This window comes from Methylocella sp. CPCC 101449, assembly GCF_031921685.1.
GTDB lineage: Bacteria > Pseudomonadota > Alphaproteobacteria > Rhizobiales > Beijerinckiaceae > Terripilifer.
The window spans coordinates 197,316-214,805 of the sequence record NZ_JAPDHU010000004.1; the positions used below are offsets into that span (position 1 = coordinate 197,316).

The window sequence follows — 17,490 nt, forward strand, 5'->3', positions numbered from 1 at the left end:
GGGAGACTCGTTTGCTTACAATTTTGTTCGACGGCATCGCCTACGGCATGCTGCTCTTCGTTTTGTCCGTGGGGCTTTGCGTCACGCTCGGACTGATGAACTTCATCAATCTCGCTCACGGCGCCTTTGCCATGGCGGGTGGCTACCTGACGGTGGTCATGATGAACTGGTACGGCATCTCATTCTATTGGTGCTTGCCGGCGGCCTTCATTGTCAGCGCCGTATTGGGCGTCGTGCTGGAGCGCACGCTCTATTCGCGCCTGTATGACAAGACCCATCTCGACCAGGTGCTGTTCTCGATCGGCCTGATCTTCATCGCCACCGCGGCGGTCGACTATGTGATGGGCGCCAGCCAGCAGATCATCAACCTGCCGGCCGAACTCAACGGCCGCTTCGAATTCCTCGGCGCCAGCATCGGCGTCTACCGGTTGTTCGTCATCATCATTTGCGGCCTGCTGACGGTGCTCTTGCAATATGTCATCGGCCGCACCCGGTTTGGCAGCCGCTTGCGCGCTTCGGTCGACGATCGGCGCGTGGCGCGCGGCCTCGGCATCGACGTCACCGGCATTTTCGCGCTCACTTTCGCGGTTGGTTCCGGCCTTGCCGGTCTCGGCGGCGCCCTGGGGGCGAGCATCCTGTCCATGGATCCCACCTTTCCTCTCAAATACATGATCTACTTCCTGATCGTCATTTCAGTCGGCGGCACGACGACCATCACCGGTCCGTTCTTCGCGTCCATTCTGCTCGGTATCGCCGATGTTGCGGGCAAATATTTCGTGCCCTCGATCGGTGGCTTCATCATCTATTCGATCATGGTGCTGGTGCTGATCTTCAAGCCTGAAGGCTTGTTCACGCGGAGCACGCGTCGATGAGCGCCGTGACCAGCGAAAACCTCCGCCCCATCGGCACGCCCAGCGAGCAGCTCGTCGCCGCCGCCCGCTGGCGCTGGTTCGAGTTCCTGTTCTGGGGCATCGCCATACTCTGCGGTCTCAGCATGTTCGCGCCGATGCTGGGCTTCAACGTGCCCATCATCCCCTCGAAGATGATGCTGATGAGCGAGATACTCATTCTCGGCTTGTTGGCGCTGTCGATCGACCTGTGCCTGGGCTATGCCGGTCTCGTCACCCTCGGGCAGGGCGCATTCTTCGGTATCGGCGCCTACACCGCTGGCCTGCTGGCCAAGCATGGCGCCGGCGTCGCGCCGCTGAGCGATCCGATCCTCGGCCTGCTGGCGGCTGGTCTCGTTGCCGGTTTTGTTGGCTTCGCTACCAGCTTCCTCGTTCTGCGCGGTTCCGATTTGACCCGTTTGATGGTGACGCTCGGTGTTGCCTTGATCGTCGAGGAACTGGTCAACAAGCTGAAAGACATCACCGGCGGTTCCGATGGTCTGCAGGGCGTCATGTCCTCGCCGATCCTCGGCATTTGGGAGTTCGACCTCTTCGGCAAGACGGCCTTCTGGTACACGTTGATCGTCGTGTTCATCTGCTTCTGGTTCTGCCGTCGCCTGGTGAATTCGTCCTATGGCTATTCGCTGCGCGCGATCAAGGGCAATGCCCTGCGCGCCCGCGCCATCGGCGTCCCCGTCAATGCCCGGCTGATCCAGGTCTATACGCTGGCCGCCGCCATAGCCGGCATTGCCGGTGGGTTGCTGGCGCAGACGACACAGTTCGCTTCGCCCGACATGGTCGCCTTCCACCGTTCGGCCGATTCCCTGTTGATGGTGATCTTCGGGGGCGCCGGCTATCTGTACGGCGGACTGATCGGCTCGGTCGTCTTCCGCATCATGCAGGACTTCCTCTCCAACATCACGCCGCAATACTGGCTGTTCTGGGTCGGTGTCGTTCTGGTGCTGCTGGTGCTGTTCGTGCGCAACGGCATCATCGGCCTCCTGTCGGCTGCCGTGTCGCGTTCGAAGGGAGCGGGCAAATGACCACCGTTCTCGAAACCCGCGCCCTGTGCAAGAAGTTCGGTGGCATCACCGCCACCGATAACGTCACCTTCAAACTGCCGGCCGGCGCACGTCATGCGTTGATCGGCCCGAACGGGGCCGGCAAGACCACGTTCGTCAACCAGCTCTCGGGCGTGTTGTTGCCGACCTCCGGCAGCATCTTCCTCAACGGGCAGGACGTGACGGAATGGACGGTGCGAGCCCGTTCGCGGGCCGGCCTCGCCCGCACCTTCCAGATCAATCAGCTCTTCGCCGACCTGACGCCGTTGCAGTCGATCGTCATCGCGATCAACGAACGTGAGAATGCGGCCCGGAGCTGGTTTCTGCCCTTCGGCACCCGCAAGGATCTCGTCGCCGAAGCCGTCGAGCTGGCTGAAAGCCTCAATCTCGGCGACGTTCTCGACGAACGGGTGGGCTCGCTCGCCTATGGCAAGCAACGCCTGCTGGAGATCGCCATCGCGCTGGCCGCCAAGCCGACCGTGCTGTTGCTCGACGAGCCGGCGGCCGGCGTGCCGGAATCCGAGCGCGATCAGATCCTCAACGTCGTCGCGGCCTTGCCGGCCTCGGTCTCGCTGGTGCTGATCGAGCACGACATGGATCTCGTGTTCCGCTTCGCCAAGACCATTTCGGTTTTGGTCAACGGTGCTTTGTTCGTTGAAGGCACGGCCGAGGAGATCGCCAAGGATCCCCGCGTGCGGCAAGTCTATCTGGGTGAGGAGGAGATCTCCCATGGCTGATCTCCTCAAAGTCGAGGGCCTGCGCGCCGGCTACGGTGAGGCGCTGGTTCTCAACGGCATCTCGCTGCGTCTGGAAGCCGGTCGGGCCATGGCCCTGTTGGGCCGCAACGGCACCGGCAAGACCACGCTGATCAACACGATCGTGGGCGCGACGCGCTGGCGCGGTGGGTCGATCTTGTTCGACGGCAATGAGATGACGCGCTTGCGCTCGGACCAGCGGGCCCATCGCGGCATCGGTTGGGTGCCGCAGGAGCGTAATATCTTCAAATCGCTGACGGTCGACGAAAATCTCACGGCCATCATGCGGCCGGGTCCGTGGAATCTGAAGCGCCTCTACGAGATGTTCCCGCGTCTGGCCGAACGCAAGCGCAATATGGGCAATCAATTGTCGGGCGGCGAACAGCAGATGTTGGCGGTTGCCCGCGCCTTGGCACTCAACCCACGCTTGCTGTTGCTGGACGAGCCGTTGGAAGGGCTGGCGCCCATCATCGTCGATGAATTGCTCGCGGCTCTGCGGAAAATCATCCGCGAGGAACAGATGGCCGCTATATTGGTCGAACAGAGCGCCAAAAAGATACTGCCCTTGACGGACAGTGTCGTAATTTTGGAACGTGGTGCTGTCGTCTATGACGGGGAGAGCGAAGCTCTCGCCCAGGACGCCGACACCATGTCGCGCCTTCTGGGTGTCGCCGAACGCGGCGGCCACTGAAGGTCGACTGGAGCGGGACGCTAAAAAGCGGCTATTTGGTTTTGCGGCCTGCTCTCACTTGAGGGATTCGAAGGAGAATTCGATGCAACGTAAGATACCGCCCTTTCGCGCAGATCATGTCGGTTCGATCCTGCGCACCGCGCCTTTGAAGGAAGCGCGCGCCAAGAAGCTGAAGGGCGAGATCACCGCCGATCAGCTCAAGGCCGTCGAGGACGAAGAGATCAAGAAGATCATCGCCAAGCAGGAAGAAGTGGGCCTGCACGCGATCACCGATGGCGAGTTCCGCCGCTCCTGGTGGCACTATGACTTCCTGAGCCAGCTCGACGGCGTCAAGCTCGCCGAAGTCGAAACCGGCATCAAGTTCACCGGCGTCACCACAAAGGCGGAAGCGCCTTATGTCTACGCCAAGCTCGGCTCGAAGCATCATCCCCACATCGAACATTTCAAGTTCGTGAAGGAACACACCAAGCGCACGCCGAAGATGTCGATCCCGTCGCCGTCGATGCTGCACTATCGCGGCGGCAGCAAGATGGTCGATTCCAAGGTCTATCCGAAGTTCGAGGACTTCTGGCACGACCTGGGCCTGGCCTATCGCGAGGCGATCAAGGGCTTCTACGATGCCGGCTGCCGCTACCTGCAGATCGACGATTGCTCGATGGCTTATTTCTGCGACGACAAGCAGCGCCAGATGCTGATCGAGCGCGGCGATGATCCCGACCAGCTCGAAAAGCTTTATGCGCAAACGCTCAACACCGCGCTGGAAGGCCGCCCTTCCGACATGGCCATCACCATGCACGTCTGCCGCGGCAACTTCCGCTCGACCTTCATCGCCTCGGGCGGTTACGAGCACATCGCCGATCTGATGTTCAACAAGATCAACCTCGACGGCTATTTCCTCGAATGGGACAATGATCGTTCGGGCGATCTGGCGCCGCTGCGCCACCTGCCGAAGAACAAGACGGTGGTCGTCGGTCTCGTCACCTCCAAGACCGGCGAGATGGAGGACAAGGACCAGATCAAGCGCCGCCTCGAGGAAGCCAGCAAATATACCGACATCGAGCAGCTCTGCCTGTCGCCGCAATGCGGCTTTGCCTCCACCGAGGAAGGCAATTCGATCACCGAGCAGCAGCAGTGGGACAAGCTGCGCATGGTCGTCGAAGTGGCCGAAGAGGTTTGGGGCAAAGCCTGATCACCTCGCCATGAATGTGCGGGGCGGCGGTGACGCCGCCCCGTTTTGTTATCTGCCGGCCGATAAGTTGACATTGTCATCGACGCTCATTTGGTCAAAATGGCGAAAGACTAAGAATTTCGAGGAAGCCTCATGCGTACACAGGTTGGCATTATCGGTGCGGGCCCGGCGGGCCTGTTGCTCTCGCACCTCCTGCATCTGGAGGGGATCGATTCCGTCATCCTTGAATCGCGCAGCCGGCAATATTGCGAGCAGCGCATCCGGGCCGGGCTGCTGGAACAAGGCTCGGTCGACCTTTTGAACGACACCGGCCTGGGCGACCGCATGAACCGCGAAGCGCTGGTTCATGATGGCATCGAGCTTTGTTTCGACGGCAAGCGCCGCCGCATCGACATTCACGAACTGACCGGCCGGCAGGTGTCGATCTACGGCCAGCAGGAAATCGTCAAGGACATCATCGCCGCGCGCCTCGCCGCCGGTGGTAAGATCATTTTCGAGGCGCAGGCCAAAGAGGTCGGCGGCTTCGAAGGCGACAAGCCCTTCATCCGCTACGTGCACGAGGGCATCGAGCATCGGCTGGATTGCGACTATATCGCCGGCTGCGATGGTTTCCACGGAATCAGCCGCGAGGCGATCCCCGCCGACATTTTTAAAGGTTATGACCGGCAATATCCCTTCGCCTGGCTCGGCATGCTGGTTCAGGCGAAGCCGACCGCCGACGAGTTGATCTATTGCCATCATCCGGAAGGCTTCGCGCTCTTCACCATGCGCTCCTCGACCGTGTCGCGCCTCTATTTGCAGGTGGAAGTGGATGAGGATGCGAAGAACTGGTCGGAAGATCGCATTTGGGACGCGTTCCATCGCCGCCTCGGCCAGCACGACGGGCTCGAAGTCAGTATGGGGCCGCTGTCGCAGATCGCGGTGACGCCGATGCGCAGTTTCGTCACCGAGCCGATGCGGGTGGGGCGCATGTTCCTGGCCGGGGATTCCGCTCATATCGTGCCGCCGACCGGCGCTAAGGGCATGAATCTCGCCATCGCCGACGTCAGCGTGCTGGCGCGCGCCTTCATCGCTTATTACAAGAAGAATCGCACCGATCTGTTCGATGCCTATAGCGCCACCTGTCTGCAGCGCGTCTGGCGTGCCCAGCACTTCTCCTGGTGGATGACCTCGATGATGCATCCGGTCGCCGGCAGCGCCTTCGATAACGAACGACAGATCGCTGAACTGGAGGCGGTGACATCCTCCCGCGCAGGCTCGACCTTCCTGGCCGAGAACTATTCCGGTCTGCCGCTCGCCTCCTGGCGTGAGCCGGTCTAGGGCTGCGCGTGAGCACCGGCGTCCCCTTCCTCGATCATTGCGGCATCGAGCGGATTTTCCGGCAGGATGGCGTGTGCCGCGTCGCGGTCGATCCGACGCCGGAGAAGACCAATCGGGTGCAGGCGGCCCATGGCGGCCTGCTGATGACCTTGCTCGATGCGGCTCTTGCCGGCGCCTGCACGTCGACCCTGCCGGAGCCCCAGATGGTCGCCACTGTCGATATGCAGGTGGCCTTTCTGACGCCGGGCCGGGGGCATCTGGTGGCGGAAGGGCGCCTTCTCAAGGCAACTAAGTTACTGATGTTCGCCGAGGGCGAGGTGCGCAACGCGGCCGGGGAGATCGTCGCCAAGGCGTCCGGTCAGTTTTGGGTACTGAATGGCGAGCGGGTTAAGGCCAAACTCGGTTCGCAATCGGATGTTTAGCCGTTAGATTTCGCGTCGGCAGGCAAAAGCGCTTGCAACCAACAGCCATGCTAATCATTGTCAGGGCAGTGAGCTGAAAGGCTTTGACGTTTGACGAAGTCAAACGTCGGAGGGCGGAGGTAGCAAATTTCGCGAGCAGCGCGATTTGCTCTGGGGCAGCGGAATGTCGGCCGATAGCCAGACCAAACAGGATGGCGAATCCCCCAAGCGTGGCGAAAATGCCGACGCGCCCGTTGATTATGCGCACCGTCACTTCGTCAATCTGACCGCGACGATCGTTCTGTTGCTGCTGGCCTTCGCCTCGATCTGGACCGTGCGCGCCTTCGACGCCTATGAAACGCGTCAGCGCTGCATCAACTCCGGCCGCAAGGACTGTATCCCCGTCGCCGCCCCGCCGAAGGGCTTGGTGCAATACGTGCGCTGACCGTTTCACACCCTAGAAACAAAAACGCCCGCTGTTGCCAGCGGGCGTTTCGATTGGAAGCGGGTGGACGCTATTGCGCCACTTCGCGCGCCTGGTGGCGGTTCTTCAAAATGACGCCGACGAGCACCACCAGAGCCGCGCCGAGCACGGGCAGGCCATAGTGGACCAGCGCCGAAGGCAGATTGGCGAACGTATCGGCCAGCGCATGTTCGTCGGCGATCAGTTCGCCGGCGACCCAGCCGAGCAGGGCAGCGCCCGCCCACACCAGCCACGGCCATTTCTCGAGCATGAGAATGACGAGCTGGGCGCCGAAGACGATCAATGGCACGGAAATGCCGAGACCGATGATGATGAGCGCCCAATTGCCGTGCGCTGCCGCGGCGATGGCCACCACGTTGTCGAGCGACATGACCAGGTCGGCCACGGCGATGACGCGCACGGCACCCCAGATGTTGCTCGATTCCTTGATGTCCTTCTCATCGGCATTTTCGATGAGCAATTGCACCGCGATCCACAGCAGCAGCAAGCCGCCGATGATCTTCAAGAACGGCAACTGCATCAGCTCGGTGACGACAGCGGTGAAAATGATACGCAGCAGGATGGCGACGCCGGCGCCAAGAATAATGCCCCACTTGCGGTTTGCGGGAGTCAGTCCGCGGCAGGCGAGCGCGATGACCACCGCGTTGTCGCCTGACAGCAGAATGTTGATCCACATGATTTTAAGCAGCTGCACCAGAAAGGTGCCGGTATCCACATCCATCAGCCGTTCCCATGTCTCGTGAGTTTACAGGGACCTAATTGAGGGGCCTTACGGGGTCAAGTCTACGAAGGTTTGTCTACGCGGGATTGTCTACGGAGATTGCTCTACGGGAGTGGGTATACTTGGGCGTGTCTACTGGGCTTTACGGGAAAATGTTTGCGTCCGCGCCAGAAGCCTGACGGCAATAGCCACGGCCTGGGTTGCTTCCGATAAGCTTGGCAGCGGCGTTGACAGGGGGCGCCTGCCGGCTGAAAGGCGCGGGATGGGTCGCCGTCGGCGCAAACGCGGCACGTGAATGAAGCCGGCCGGCCCATCAAATAGGTCCAAGGTTACATATAGGGTTTGATTGCAGAGATAGTCGCCGGCATCTTGCGAGACGGCAACGGGCACTCCGGCGTCATGAACCGCATGGACGAGCTGGACGGGGTTCCACCGTGCGAAGCGAAGGGCCGGGCCGCCAGGCGTCACCGTAAACTGCCGGTTGATCGCGCCATCGGCGTCTGGATGCAGCACCGTCAAGCGATTGCGCGCCCGCGCTTCGATGCTGATCGCCCGTCGTCGCCCGGCGAGGCCCAGATGAATGACGATGTCGGGGCGATGCGCCTCCAGGAGCGCCGCCACACGCGCCTCGACCCCCGCGAACCGCACCGGCATCACCGCGACGCGCAGATCTATATCGGCCAGCGCGAACCGGGGCTCGCGCTGCAACCTGCGGATGATCGCCTCGGTCGGATTGGCCGGGGCACCGGGAAAAGCCCCGAAAGCCGTCACCAGAACGCGGACGCGACGCCGGTTCGAGGGAGCACTGTGACTATTCTGCACCATGTTCGCTCAGCCGTTCCCGTGTCTTCTAGGCGCCATGGCCCGGTCCCATTCTGGTCACCTTTGCCCGGCATCTGCGACAAACCGCAGGATAGTTGCGCCAAGATACTCACGCTTTGCGCAGGCTTAAACCTTCGTTAATCCGGCCATTCCACCAATGCGCCGATCCTGCGCTCTTGGCGCGTCCTGGCAATCTGCTCCGATTCTGAATGACCGCGCCGTCGAACAGCCTCCGTCTGCCTCATTTGGCCCTCCTCGCCCTGCTGGGCGCGGGATTGGCCGGTTGCACCTCGGTTGGCGCCGTCACCGATATGACCGCGAGCGCGGTCGGCAACGCCGGCAGCATGTTTTCCTCGACACCCGCCGGCGATCCGCTGCCTGTGGATATGTTCGTCGCCTCGACGAGGCGCAATGACCGAGGTGCTTCCGAGCGCGATTTGTCGGATGGTGCGGCACATTTTTCGCTGGTCACGGTTTCCGTGCCGCCCAATCACCGTGCCGGCAATATCGAAACCCCGACATTCGGCCGACCCAATCCGGAAAAGCACTTCACCTTGGTGCGCAGCCGCCGTCTCGGCGAGCCGTCCATGGCTCAGGAAGTGGCGACCCATCTGTCAGGCCGCATCGGCTCCAACCGCGACGTGCTCGTCTTCGTGCACGGCTTCAACACCTCGCTGGAGGAGGCGCGCTTCCGCCTGGCGCAGATCGTCGCCGACGGCCGCTTTGGCGGCGTGCCGATCCTCTTCACCTGGCCGGCGCAGGACGGTCTGCTCGCCTATGCCTCGGCCAAGGAAAACGCCACCGTTTCGCGCGATGCGCTGACCACCTTGCTCAATGAGATTTCGGCCTTGCCGTCAGTAGGGCGTGTTCACGTGCTGGCCCATTCCATGGGCGCGTGGCTCGCCATGGAAGCCTTGCGTGAATCGGCCATCGGCAGTCGCAGCCTGCTCAACGGCCGTCTCGGCAATGTCATGCTGGCCGCGCCCGACATTGATGTCGCCGTGTTCCGTCAGCAGATGGCGCGGCTGCCGGGCGCCAATGTGTCGGTTTTCTCATCCACCAGCGATCGCGCGCTCAATCTGTCGAGCCGTCTTGTTGGCGAGCGGGTGCGCGTCGGCGCCATCAATCCGACCGATGCCAAGGATCGTGCCGAACTCGATCGTCTTGGCGTCAAGGTCTATGACCTCAGCGCGTTCTCGGACGGATGGATCAATCACGGCGCTTATGCCAGTACGCCCGACGTGGTGCGTCAGATCGGTGCGCAGATCGCACGACCGCGCGCCGAAGATGCGCGTGAGATTTCCGTCATCGATGGCGGCGTCAGCGTCGATCAGCGCCCGCGCACGCCGGCTATTGAGAGCCAGCCCCTTCCACCACCGCCTGTGGCGGCGTCGGCGGCAGCGGCACAGTAGCGCGATGGGCGGCGCGATGTTTGCGCCGCTTGCGCTGCGTCGGCTTTTCTTCCAATGCGGCTTGTTCGGCCTGCGGTTCCGGCTCAGGCGTCGCAGCCGGCTGTGGCTGCTGTGGCGAGAACAAGGAAGCGAGTGCCGAGAAGGGGGAAGCGGGAGCAGCGTAAGCCTGCACCGCTGGCGCGGACGCTGATTGCTCGGTGATCACCGCAGGCGTCGCGGCTGTCGCTGCTACCAGCGTTGGTGTCGGCGCCGCTCCATCGGCGTGCGCTGTGCGCAAGCTACCGAGCATGCCCCGGCGTTTGGCGACGTAATAATAGCCGCCTGCATAGAGCTGAACGGCGCGATCCTCATTGCCGCCCGCAACACGATAGGCATTGGCGAGATAAGGCACCGCATAGGTGAGATTGGTTCTGCCATCGAGCAGGCCCGCAGGCGAACCGCGATAGCCCATGCCGCGCGCCGTCGCCGGCTTGATCTGCATGAGGCCATAGTTGCCGGCGTGCAGGGCACGTGGATTGTAACGGCTTTCGCGGACGATGATCCGATGGATCAGGCGCTCGGGAACCTGATGGCGTTTCGACAGTTCGGCGATGTCTTGATTGTAGCGCGTCGTGTCTTGGGCATATGCGGGCATCACGGCCAGCAGCGTTCCGGTGGCCAGCAGGCCTGACAAAATTCGATGCATCAATGGGCCTCCTGCTCGGCGCCTGACGGCAAAAAAGGGCTGGATCGGGCCTTTTTTACCTGCCTCCGAGTGCGGCCTGTCCGTGGCAAGAGCAAGGCAGGCCCGATTTTTGTCGCTAAGTGTCTATTCTGCCGCCGGTTTTTGCGCGTAGCCGAGACGGCCATTGAGCTCTTCGAGCAGTTTTTCGGCCGATTCAGCCACCGGCGTGCCCGGCGGGAAGATGGCGGCGGCCCCGGCGCGCCGCAGTGCTTCGAAGTCCTGCGGCGGGATCACGCCACCGACGACGATCATGATGTCGTCTCGTCCAAGCTTGGCAAGAGCGTCGCGCACTTCCGGCACCAAAGTCAGATGGCCGGCCGCCAAGGACGAGATGCCGATGACATGCACATCGTTGTCGACGGCCTGTTGCGCGGCCTCGCTAGGCGTTGCGAACAGCGGCCCGACCTCGACTGAAAAGCCCATGTCGGCGAAAGCCGAAGCGATGACTTTCTGGCCGCGATCATGGCCGTCCTGACCGACCTTGGCGACGAGCACCTTCGGCTTGCGGCCTTCGTTCTCGGCGAAGGCGCGTGTCATGCGCTTCACCCGATCGACCGCGTCGGCTTCAGGACCTGCCTCGCGATCGTAGACGCCGCTGATCGTCGAAATCTTGGCGACATGGCGATTGAAGACATTTTCCAGCGCCAGCGAGATTTCGCCCACCGTCGCTTTCGCCCGCGCGGCATCGATGGCCAGCGCCAGGAGATTGCCGTTGCCGCGTGCGCCTTGCGTCAACGCCACGAGCGCGCGCGTCACTTCGCCTTCGTTGCGCTCGGCGCGCAATCGTTTCAACTTGTCGATCTGCTGCGCGCGCACGGCGGAATTGTCGACCACCAGAACGTCGATCGGCTTTTCGTCTTCGCGGCGGAACTTGTTGACGCCGATCACCGACTGCTGACCGGTATCGATACGTGCCTGCGTTTTCGCAGCGGCTTCCTCGATGCGCTGTTTCGGCAACCCCATGTCGATCGCCTTGGCCATGCCGCCGAGGGATTCGATTTCGTCGATATGCGCCTTGGCGCGGGTCGCGAGTTCCGCGGTGAGCCGCTCGACATAATAGGAGCCGCCCCAGGGATCGATGACCTTCGTGGTGCCGGATTCCTGTTGCAGGAAGATCTGCGTGTTGCGGGCGATGCGGGCGGAAAAATCGCTCGGCAACGCCAAGGCTTCGTCGAGCGCATTGGTGTGCAGGGATTGCGTATGTCCCTGTGTCGCAGCCATCGCCTCGATCTGCGTGCGCACGACGTTGTTGTAGACGTCCTGCGCGGTGAGCGACCAGCCCGACGTCTGGCAATGGGTGCGCAGCGCCAGCGACTTCTGCGATTTCGGATTGAACGGCCGCAGCAGATTGGCCCAGAGCAGGCGGGCGGCGCGCAGCTTTGCCACTTCCATGAAGAAGTTCATGCCGATCGCCCAGAAGAACGACAGGCGTGGCGCGAAATCATCGATCTGCATGCCGGCGGCAATGCCGGCGCGCACATATTCGACACCGTCGGCGAGCGTGTAAGCGAGTTCAAGATCCTGCGTCGCGCCGGCTTCCTGCATGTGATAGCCGGAGATCGAGATCGAATTGAACTTCGGCATATGCTTCGACGTATAGGCGAAGATGTCCGAGATGATGCGCATCGAATCCGCTGGCGGATAGATATAGGTGTTGCGCACCATGAATTCTTTGAGGATGTCGTTCTGGATCGTGCCGGAGAGCTTCTCCTGTGCCACGCCCTGTTCCTCGGCGGCGACGATATAGAGCGCCAGCACCGGCAGCACCGCGCCGTTCATCGTCATCGATACTGACATGCGATCGAGTGGAATACCCGAGAACAAGGTCCGCATGTCGTAGATGGAATCGATCGCCACGCCCGCCATGCCGACGTCGCCGGCGACGCGCGGATGATCGGAATCATAGCCGCGATGGGTGGCGAGATCGAAAGCGATGGAGAGGCCCATCTGTCCGGCCGCCAGATTGCGCCGGTAGAAGGCGTTGGAATCCTCCGCCGTCGAGAAGCCGGCATATTGCCGGATCGTCCACGGCTGGTTGACGTACATGGTCGGGTAGGGGCCGCGCAGGAAGGGGGCGAGGCCGGGCCAGGTGTCGAGAAAATCGATCCCGACGAGATCGGCGGGTCCGTACAGCGATTTGACCGCGATGCCCTCAGGCGTCAGCCAGGGAGCTGACGATGGGCTGGAATGGCGGCCGGTCGCTGCGGCCTGCGGCCGGAAATCGACGGCCGAGAAATCGGGAATACGGCTCATGGGCCGCAGTATAACCGGCGATGGCCGCGAGGGCCACGCGGCAGGCGTTAGCCTTTATGGGCGTGCCATTTGCCGCCGCAATAGCGACTTCCCGACGACCAAGTGCCGGAACCGCCAGTTTTGGTCAGTTTGCCCTGGAGGCGCACCACGTCTTCAGCGCTGGAGAAGCGGCCCCAGAGGGAGCCGTTCGTCTCGATCGTACCCACGGTCGTCGCGGCGGCATTTTCGCCCGAGGCCATGCGGCTGTCGGCGACAATTACCGGATATTGGCGCACCGGCTCGCAATTACCGACCTCGGTGGACACATCGAAAGACCACTGGCCGTCGAAGGGCGCGGCCACGGCATGCCCGGCCATTGCCAGAACGAAGGTGCAAGAAACGAAGGTGCGAGAGAGGATGTGAGGGCGCATGGGATGTCCATCGTGAGATCACGCATGATCACGCCTGGGAGAATCGCGACCGGCCCAGCGGATTTCGCCTAGGGCTGGACGAGGCACGACGCAAGAGAGATATTATTTCGGGCTCGTGGCAGCCGCGAGCGCACGCGTCAAAGCCGCGAGCGCATCACATCCGGCGAAGGCGAAATCCGTGACGCCCGCCGCGCGCAGTTCGTCTTCCAAAGCTCCCGGATGACCCGCCAGCCAGATCTGCTGCGCGCCTGCCTGCGTAAGGGCCGTGGCGACCGTTGCCGCCTGTTCGGCATAGACAGTATCACTTGAACACAGACAGACGATCTGCGCGCCGCTGTCGACAAGGGCGCGCACCGCATCGGCGGCCTGCGTCAGCAGGGGCGAGGCGATGGCCTCGATGCCGGCGGTCTCGAAGAAGTTGCGCGCCCAGGTGGCGCGCGCCGTGAAAGCGGCGACCGAGCCGAGCGTCGCCAGGAAGATTTTTGGCGTCTGCCCGTGGCTCGCCCTGAAAGCCTCGGCCGTGTCGCGCAACTGCTCGAACGGCACGGCCAAACGGATCGGCGCCAGTGTGTCGGCCGCCAGATCGCCGGATGCAGCGTCTGCGCTCAGCGGCATCAGCACATGCGCTGATGCTTCATGGATGTTGGGAAATTCGTTGGTGCCGGTGATCTGTTCGCGCCGCCGGGCGATGTTCTTGAAGCGTTGCGCACGGACCTGCACCACTGCTTGGCAGAGCCGGCCCGAAGCGAGCACTGCGGCAATGCCGCCGTCGCCTTCGATCTCCTGCATCAGCGCCCAGGCTTTCTGCGTCAGCGCCGCACCGATCTCCTCGAATGCGCCGGAGCCGGCAGCGGGATCGTCGACCTTGGCGAGGTTGGATTCCTCCATCAGCACCAGTTGCGCATTGCGCGCCAGCCGCTGCGCTTCCTGATCGGGCAGGCCAAGCGCCTGCGTATGAGGGAGCACGCTGATCGCGTCGGCGCCGGCGACCGCGGCGGAAAAGACCGCCGTGGTCGTGCGCAACACGTTCACCCAGGGATCGCGCCGCGTCATCATGCGCCAGGCGGTTTCCGCATGCAGATACAGGGGTCGCGGTTCCAGGCCGCAGGCGCTTTCAATCTGTCCCCACAGGCTGCGCAACGCCCGCAGCTTGGCGATGGTCAAGAATTCATCGGCGTCGGCGGCGAGGCGAAAGCCGATCAGCCGCCGTGCTGTTTCAAGATCGAGGCCGGCTGCTTCCAGCGCGCGCAGATAGGCAATGCCGGTGCCCAGCACATAGGCGAGCTCCTGCGCTTCCGAACCGCCGGCCTGATGGATGATGCGGCCGTCAGCGACGCTTACGGTCCCGCGAAAGCCGCGCGCCACGAGATCGCTGGCGAGACGGCCGAGAGAATGGGTGTTCGACGTCGCTTGTCCTCGCGCGGTGAGACCGATCGGATCGATACCGAAAGCGATCCGCGTCAGCGACGGTTCCAAACCTTGTTCGGCGACGAGTTTGACGAGGGCTTTCGCAACCGCTTCGCCATCGGCGCCGGCATCGATCTCAAGCGCGGCGCCGGCGAGATCGACATCCTTCAGCACACGTGGAAGATCATCGGTCGAAAGACCGAAGCCATGCGCTCCGGCGGCGCCGGCCATCACCAGATGCAATCCGGTGGCGCCGTTCAGCAGAGCATCGAGCGCTTGCGCATTGGCGATATCCGCATCCGGATGTTCGATCCGGACCATCACCCGCCATGGACCGTGATCCGCGCGCAGCGCGCGGCAGCCGGATTGCGTGGCGCGCGGCATCAGCGGGCCGTAAGCGATGCCGTCGGCGGTATGCGAAACGAGTTTGTCGAAAGACTTGCCCTTGAGGACCTTTTCGACCAACGCGTGCCATTCACCTTCGCCGGGGCCGGCGAAGGGAGCAGCAAACGGCGCGAAGGCTGTGTCCGTCGGGCCGGTCATCGTCGTTCCGTATCAGACGAACTGGCTGAGGCCGGGAATGCCACCGGCGATCGCCCCCATCGTGTCTTCGCCAGCCACTTCGCGGCCATAGGCGAACAATTCCTTGGCGAGGGTCTGGATCTGCCCCATGCCGAGGCCAAAGCCTTGCAATTGGCCGGCAAGGCCCATGATGCCGCCGCCCATCAGGCCGCCGAGAGCGCCCATCAGGCCGCCACCGCCGCCAGCGGTCGCCGCTTCGTTCATCGCGTCGCGCGCGCCGGGCAGTTTTTCGATCAGAGTGCCGACTTCCGCATCCGGGCCTTCCTTCTCGAGGAAGGTGAGGACGGCGCCGACGGACTTGCGGGCCGTATCCGCGTCGATGCCGACGCTCGAGGTGAGCCGTGCGATCAGTTCTTCCATGATTTTCCCTTCCTGCCAGTTACGCCCGCGCCGAAAGGGCGGGAGGGCATCTGTGGCGCATTTGCGCCGCGTTTGGCCCGTCGATCAAGCGGATATTTTGCTCTACGGGAAACTTGTCTGCGATCGAAAGCGTTTTCCAGGCGCCGCCAGCATTTTGAGTGCCGCGAGCATCTTTAAGGCGTCACTAGTACCATTCAGACGCTGTTAAGGTGGAAAGCGTCATGCGGCTGTCTTATAAGACTTCACCATTGGCAGAATTAAGTGGGAATCTTGAAATGTCAGGCGATCCGCGTACCGAACCCGGCAAGATACTCGTCGGCAAAAGCGACAAATATGAATATTTGACGCTTTCCGTCGGCAACCGCCATGGTCTGATCACGGGCGCCACCGGCACCGGCAAGACCGTCACCTTGCAAACCCTGGCCGAAGGCTTCGCCAGCAACGGCGTGCCGGTGTTCGCCGCCGACATCAAGGGCGATCTCTCCGGCATCTGCATGCCGGGCGATGCCAAGCCGCCGTTTGTCAAGCGTGCTCAGGAATTGGGCTTCGAATATCAGGCCGACGAGTTCTCCGTCACCTTCTGGGATCTGTTTGGCCAGGCCGGTCATCCGATTCGCGCCACGGTTTCCGAAATGGGCCCGCTGCTCATGTCGCGCCTGCTCCAGTGTACCGATGCACAGGAAGGCATCATCAACATCGTCTTTCGCGTCGCCGACGAGAAGGGCTGGCTGCTGCTCGATCTCAAGGATCTGAAAGCGCTGCTGCAATATGTTGCTGACAATGCCGCCGATTTGAAGGTGAAGTACGGCAACATCGTTCCGTCTTCCATCGGTGCCATTCAGCGGCAATTGCTGGTGTTGGAAAACCAGGGCGCTGAAAAATTCTTCGGTGAGCCGGCGCTCGATCTCAACGACTTCATCCAGACCGATAAGGAACGTCGCGGCGTCATCAACATTCTGTCGGCCCAAAAGCTGATGGAGAGCCCACGTCTTTATGCGACCTTTCTGTTGTGGATGCTGTCGGAACTGTTCGAGAAACTGCCTGAGGTCGGCGATCTGCCGAAGCCGAAACTGGTGTTCTTCTTCGACGAGGCGCATCTGTTGTTCGACGACGCGCCGAAGGCGTTGCTCGATGCGATCGAGCGCGTCGTGCGCCTCATCCGTTCGAAAGGCGTCGGCGTCTATTTCGTCACGCAGAACCCGCTCGACATCCCAGACAACGTCTTGGGCCAGCTTGGCAATCGCGTCCAGCATGCACTACGCGCCTTCACGCCGCGCGATCAGCGCGCCGTGCGCGCCGCCGCCGAAACCTTCCGCCAGACGCCCGGTCTCGATACCGTCAAGGCGATCATGGAATTGAAGGTCGGCGAAGCTTTGGTCTCGATGCTCGATGAAAAAGGCATGCCGTCGATGGTGTCGCGCGCTTTCATCGCGCCGCCGTCCGCCCGTGTCGGCACGGTCACGCCCGAAGAACTCAAGGGCGTGATGGCGAAGGATCCGATCAAGGATAAATACGACACCGCGATCGATCGCGAATCCGCCTTCGAAATTCTTGCCAAGCGGGCCAACGGGCAGATGGAAGACGCCGACTCGCCGGAAGTGGAGGCCGGAGCTGGCAGTGGCGGCATCTTGAGCGAGATCGGCAATGCGATCGGTGGCGCGTTGGGCGGCGGCGCGCCGAAGATCAATCCGAAGACCGGCAAGCCGATGCGTACGCCGAAAACCACGACCCAGGTGATCGTGCAATCGGCCATCCAATCAGCCAGCCGCACCATCGGCTCGCAAATCGGCCGCGCCATCCTGCGCAATGTCTTGGGTGGCATTCTGGGCGGCAAGGGCGGCCGCTTTGGCATCGCCGATGGTTTGCCGTCGAATCCGCCTGCCGCGGGCGCCTCTGAAAATCCTCTCGATCGTCCCGATGACAAAGCCGGTCGTCGCCCTAACTCTTGAGAGACCAAGTGCCGCCGCTCGCTGGCGGCATGCGTTTTTTACTGGCCCTGCCGATGCACAAC

General features: G+C 62.4%; 17 protein-coding genes. 10 read left to right on the forward strand and 7 right to left on the reverse strand.

The genetic code is table 11. The features are described 5' to 3' along the window. Positions 1-11 precede the first annotated feature (11 nt). From OIM99_RS25585 to OIM99_RS25620, 8 genes are all read left to right on the forward strand, one after another. Positions 12-872, forward strand: coding sequence for a branched-chain amino acid ABC transporter permease (locus tag OIM99_RS25585; RefSeq protein ID WP_311853352.1), 861 nt, complete (start codon positions 12-14; stop codon positions 870-872). Further along, positions 869-1,930 carry a branched-chain amino acid ABC transporter permease gene (locus OIM99_RS25590; protein ID WP_311853353.1) on the forward strand — a complete coding sequence of 354 codons (1,062 nt, stop codon included), beginning with the start codon at positions 869-871 and terminating at the stop codon, positions 1,928-1,930. Before OIM99_RS25585 ends, OIM99_RS25590 begins: the two co-directional genes overlap by 4 nt. Then, positions 1,927-2,685: an ABC transporter ATP-binding protein gene (locus tag OIM99_RS25595; protein WP_311853354.1), complete on the forward strand. Its 759-nt coding sequence runs from the start codon at positions 1,927-1,929 to the stop codon at positions 2,683-2,685. Before OIM99_RS25590 ends, OIM99_RS25595 begins: the two co-directional genes overlap by 4 nt. Beyond that, entirely contained in the window at positions 2,678-3,394 is a 717-nt protein-coding gene (locus OIM99_RS25600; protein ID WP_311853355.1) for an ABC transporter ATP-binding protein, read from the forward strand. Before OIM99_RS25595 ends, OIM99_RS25600 begins: the two co-directional genes overlap by 8 nt. Before the next feature lie 82 nt (positions 3,395-3,476). Beyond that, a complete protein-coding gene (locus OIM99_RS25605) occupies positions 3,477-4,583 on the forward strand; it encodes a 5-methyltetrahydropteroyltriglutamate--homocysteine S-methyltransferase (RefSeq protein WP_311853356.1) in 1,107 nt (368 codons plus the stop codon). 132 nt (positions 4,584-4,715) lie between these two features. Beyond that, positions 4,716-5,903, forward strand: coding sequence for a 4-hydroxybenzoate 3-monooxygenase (locus OIM99_RS25610; protein WP_311853357.1), 1,188 nt, complete (start codon positions 4,716-4,718; stop codon positions 5,901-5,903). Between the two features lie 8 nt (positions 5,904-5,911). After that, positions 5,912-6,325, forward strand: a complete 414-nt coding sequence (locus OIM99_RS25615) for a PaaI family thioesterase (protein ID WP_311853358.1) — start codon at positions 5,912-5,914, stop codon at positions 6,323-6,325. Between the two features lie 163 nt (positions 6,326-6,488). Then, the gene (locus OIM99_RS25620; protein ID WP_311853359.1) at positions 6,489-6,749 is read left to right on the forward strand and encodes a hypothetical protein; all 261 of its coding nucleotides are present in this window, start codon (positions 6,489-6,491) and stop codon (positions 6,747-6,749) included. A gap of 70 nt (positions 6,750-6,819) precedes the next feature. Here the strand turns inward: OIM99_RS25620 and OIM99_RS25625 are convergent, their stop codons facing one another. Beyond that, the gene (locus tag OIM99_RS25625) at positions 6,820-7,509 is read right to left on the reverse strand and encodes a TerC family protein (protein WP_311853360.1); all 690 of its coding nucleotides are present in this window, start codon (positions 7,507-7,509) and stop codon (positions 6,820-6,822) included. A gap of 132 nt (positions 7,510-7,641) precedes the next feature. After that, on the reverse strand, positions 7,642-8,334 hold the full coding sequence (locus OIM99_RS25630; protein ID WP_311853361.1) for a pyroglutamyl-peptidase I: 693 nt from the start codon (positions 8,332-8,334) through the stop codon (positions 7,642-7,644). Between the two features lie 206 nt (positions 8,335-8,540). Here OIM99_RS25630 and OIM99_RS25635 point away from each other — a divergent pair, with 206 nt between their 5' ends. After that, entirely contained in the window at positions 8,541-9,743 is a 1,203-nt protein-coding gene (locus tag OIM99_RS25635; protein ID WP_311853362.1) for an alpha/beta fold hydrolase, read from the forward strand. Here the strand turns inward: OIM99_RS25635 and OIM99_RS25640 are convergent. The 5 genes from OIM99_RS25640 to OIM99_RS25660 form a co-directional block, all read right to left on the reverse strand. Further along, positions 9,682-10,428 carry a transglycosylase SLT domain-containing protein gene (locus tag OIM99_RS25640; RefSeq protein ID WP_311853363.1) on the reverse strand — a complete coding sequence of 249 codons (747 nt, stop codon included), beginning with the start codon at positions 10,426-10,428 and terminating at the stop codon, positions 9,682-9,684. The genes OIM99_RS25635 and OIM99_RS25640 overlap by 62 nt on opposite strands. A gap of 123 nt (positions 10,429-10,551) precedes the next feature. Next, positions 10,552-12,720 (reverse strand): methylmalonyl-CoA mutase, encoded by a 2,169-nt coding sequence (gene scpA, locus OIM99_RS25645; RefSeq protein ID WP_311853364.1) that lies wholly within the window; start codon positions 12,718-12,720, stop codon positions 10,552-10,554. A gap of 47 nt (positions 12,721-12,767) precedes the next feature. After that, on the reverse strand, positions 12,768-13,130 hold the full coding sequence (locus tag OIM99_RS25650) for a hypothetical protein (protein ID WP_311853365.1): 363 nt from the start codon (positions 13,128-13,130) through the stop codon (positions 12,768-12,770). 102 nt (positions 13,131-13,232) lie between these two features. After that, a complete protein-coding gene (locus tag OIM99_RS25655) occupies positions 13,233-15,080 on the reverse strand; it encodes a methylmalonyl-CoA mutase family protein (RefSeq protein WP_311853366.1) in 1,848 nt (615 codons plus the stop codon). Positions 15,081-15,092: 12 nt separating this feature from the next. After that, positions 15,093-15,479, reverse strand: a complete 387-nt coding sequence (locus OIM99_RS25660) for a DUF2267 domain-containing protein (protein WP_311853367.1) — start codon at positions 15,477-15,479, stop codon at positions 15,093-15,095. A 275-nt stretch (positions 15,480-15,754) separates the two neighbouring features. Here OIM99_RS25660 and OIM99_RS25665 point away from each other — a divergent pair, with 275 nt between their 5' ends. Continuing rightward, positions 15,755-17,428, forward strand: coding sequence for a helicase HerA-like domain-containing protein (locus tag OIM99_RS25665; protein WP_311853368.1), 1,674 nt, complete (start codon positions 15,755-15,757; stop codon positions 17,426-17,428). Positions 17,429-17,490: the final 62 nt, after the last annotated feature.

Bases quoted from the DNA above. Each gene is read 5' to 3' on its own strand.
- OIM99_RS25590 (WP_311853353.1), top strand. From the start codon at position 869: ATGAGCGCCGTGACCAGCGAAAACCTCCGCCCCATCGGCACGCCCAGC.
- OIM99_RS25595 (WP_311853354.1), top strand. From the start codon at position 1,927: ATGACCACCGTTCTCGAAACCCGCGCCCTGTGCAAGAAGTTCGGTGGC.
- OIM99_RS25600 (WP_311853355.1), top strand. From the start codon at position 2,678: ATGGCTGATCTCCTCAAAGTCGAGGGCCTGCGCGCCGGCTACGGTGAG.
- OIM99_RS25605 (WP_311853356.1), top strand. From the start codon at position 3,477: ATGCAACGTAAGATACCGCCCTTTCGCGCAGATCATGTCGGTTCGATC.
- OIM99_RS25610 (WP_311853357.1), top strand. From the start codon at position 4,716: ATGCGTACACAGGTTGGCATTATCGGTGCGGGCCCGGCGGGCCTGTTG.
- OIM99_RS25620 (WP_311853359.1), top strand. From the start codon at position 6,489: ATGTCGGCCGATAGCCAGACCAAACAGGATGGCGAATCCCCCAAGCGT.
- OIM99_RS25625 (WP_311853360.1), bottom strand. From the start codon at position 7,509: ATGGATGTGGATACCGGCACCTTTCTGGTGCAGCTGCTTAAAATCATG.
- OIM99_RS25630 (WP_311853361.1), bottom strand. From the start codon at position 8,334: ATGGTGCAGAATAGTCACAGTGCTCCCTCGAACCGGCGTCGCGTCCGC.
- OIM99_RS25635 (WP_311853362.1), top strand. From the start codon at position 8,541: ATGACCGCGCCGTCGAACAGCCTCCGTCTGCCTCATTTGGCCCTCCTC.
- OIM99_RS25640 (WP_311853363.1), bottom strand. From the start codon at position 10,428: ATGCATCGAATTTTGTCAGGCCTGCTGGCCACCGGAACGCTGCTGGCC.
- scpA (WP_311853364.1), bottom strand. From the start codon at position 12,720: ATGAGCCGTATTCCCGATTTCTCGGCCGTCGATTTCCGGCCGCAGGCC.
- OIM99_RS25650 (WP_311853365.1), bottom strand. From the start codon at position 13,130: ATGCGCCCTCACATCCTCTCTCGCACCTTCGTTTCTTGCACCTTCGTT.
- OIM99_RS25655 (WP_311853366.1), bottom strand. From the start codon at position 15,080: ATGACCGGCCCGACGGACACAGCCTTCGCGCCGTTTGCTGCTCCCTTC.
- OIM99_RS25660 (WP_311853367.1), bottom strand. From the start codon at position 15,479: ATGGAAGAACTGATCGCACGGCTCACCTCGAGCGTCGGCATCGACGCG.
- OIM99_RS25665 (WP_311853368.1), top strand. From the start codon at position 15,755: ATGTCAGGCGATCCGCGTACCGAACCCGGCAAGATACTCGTCGGCAAA.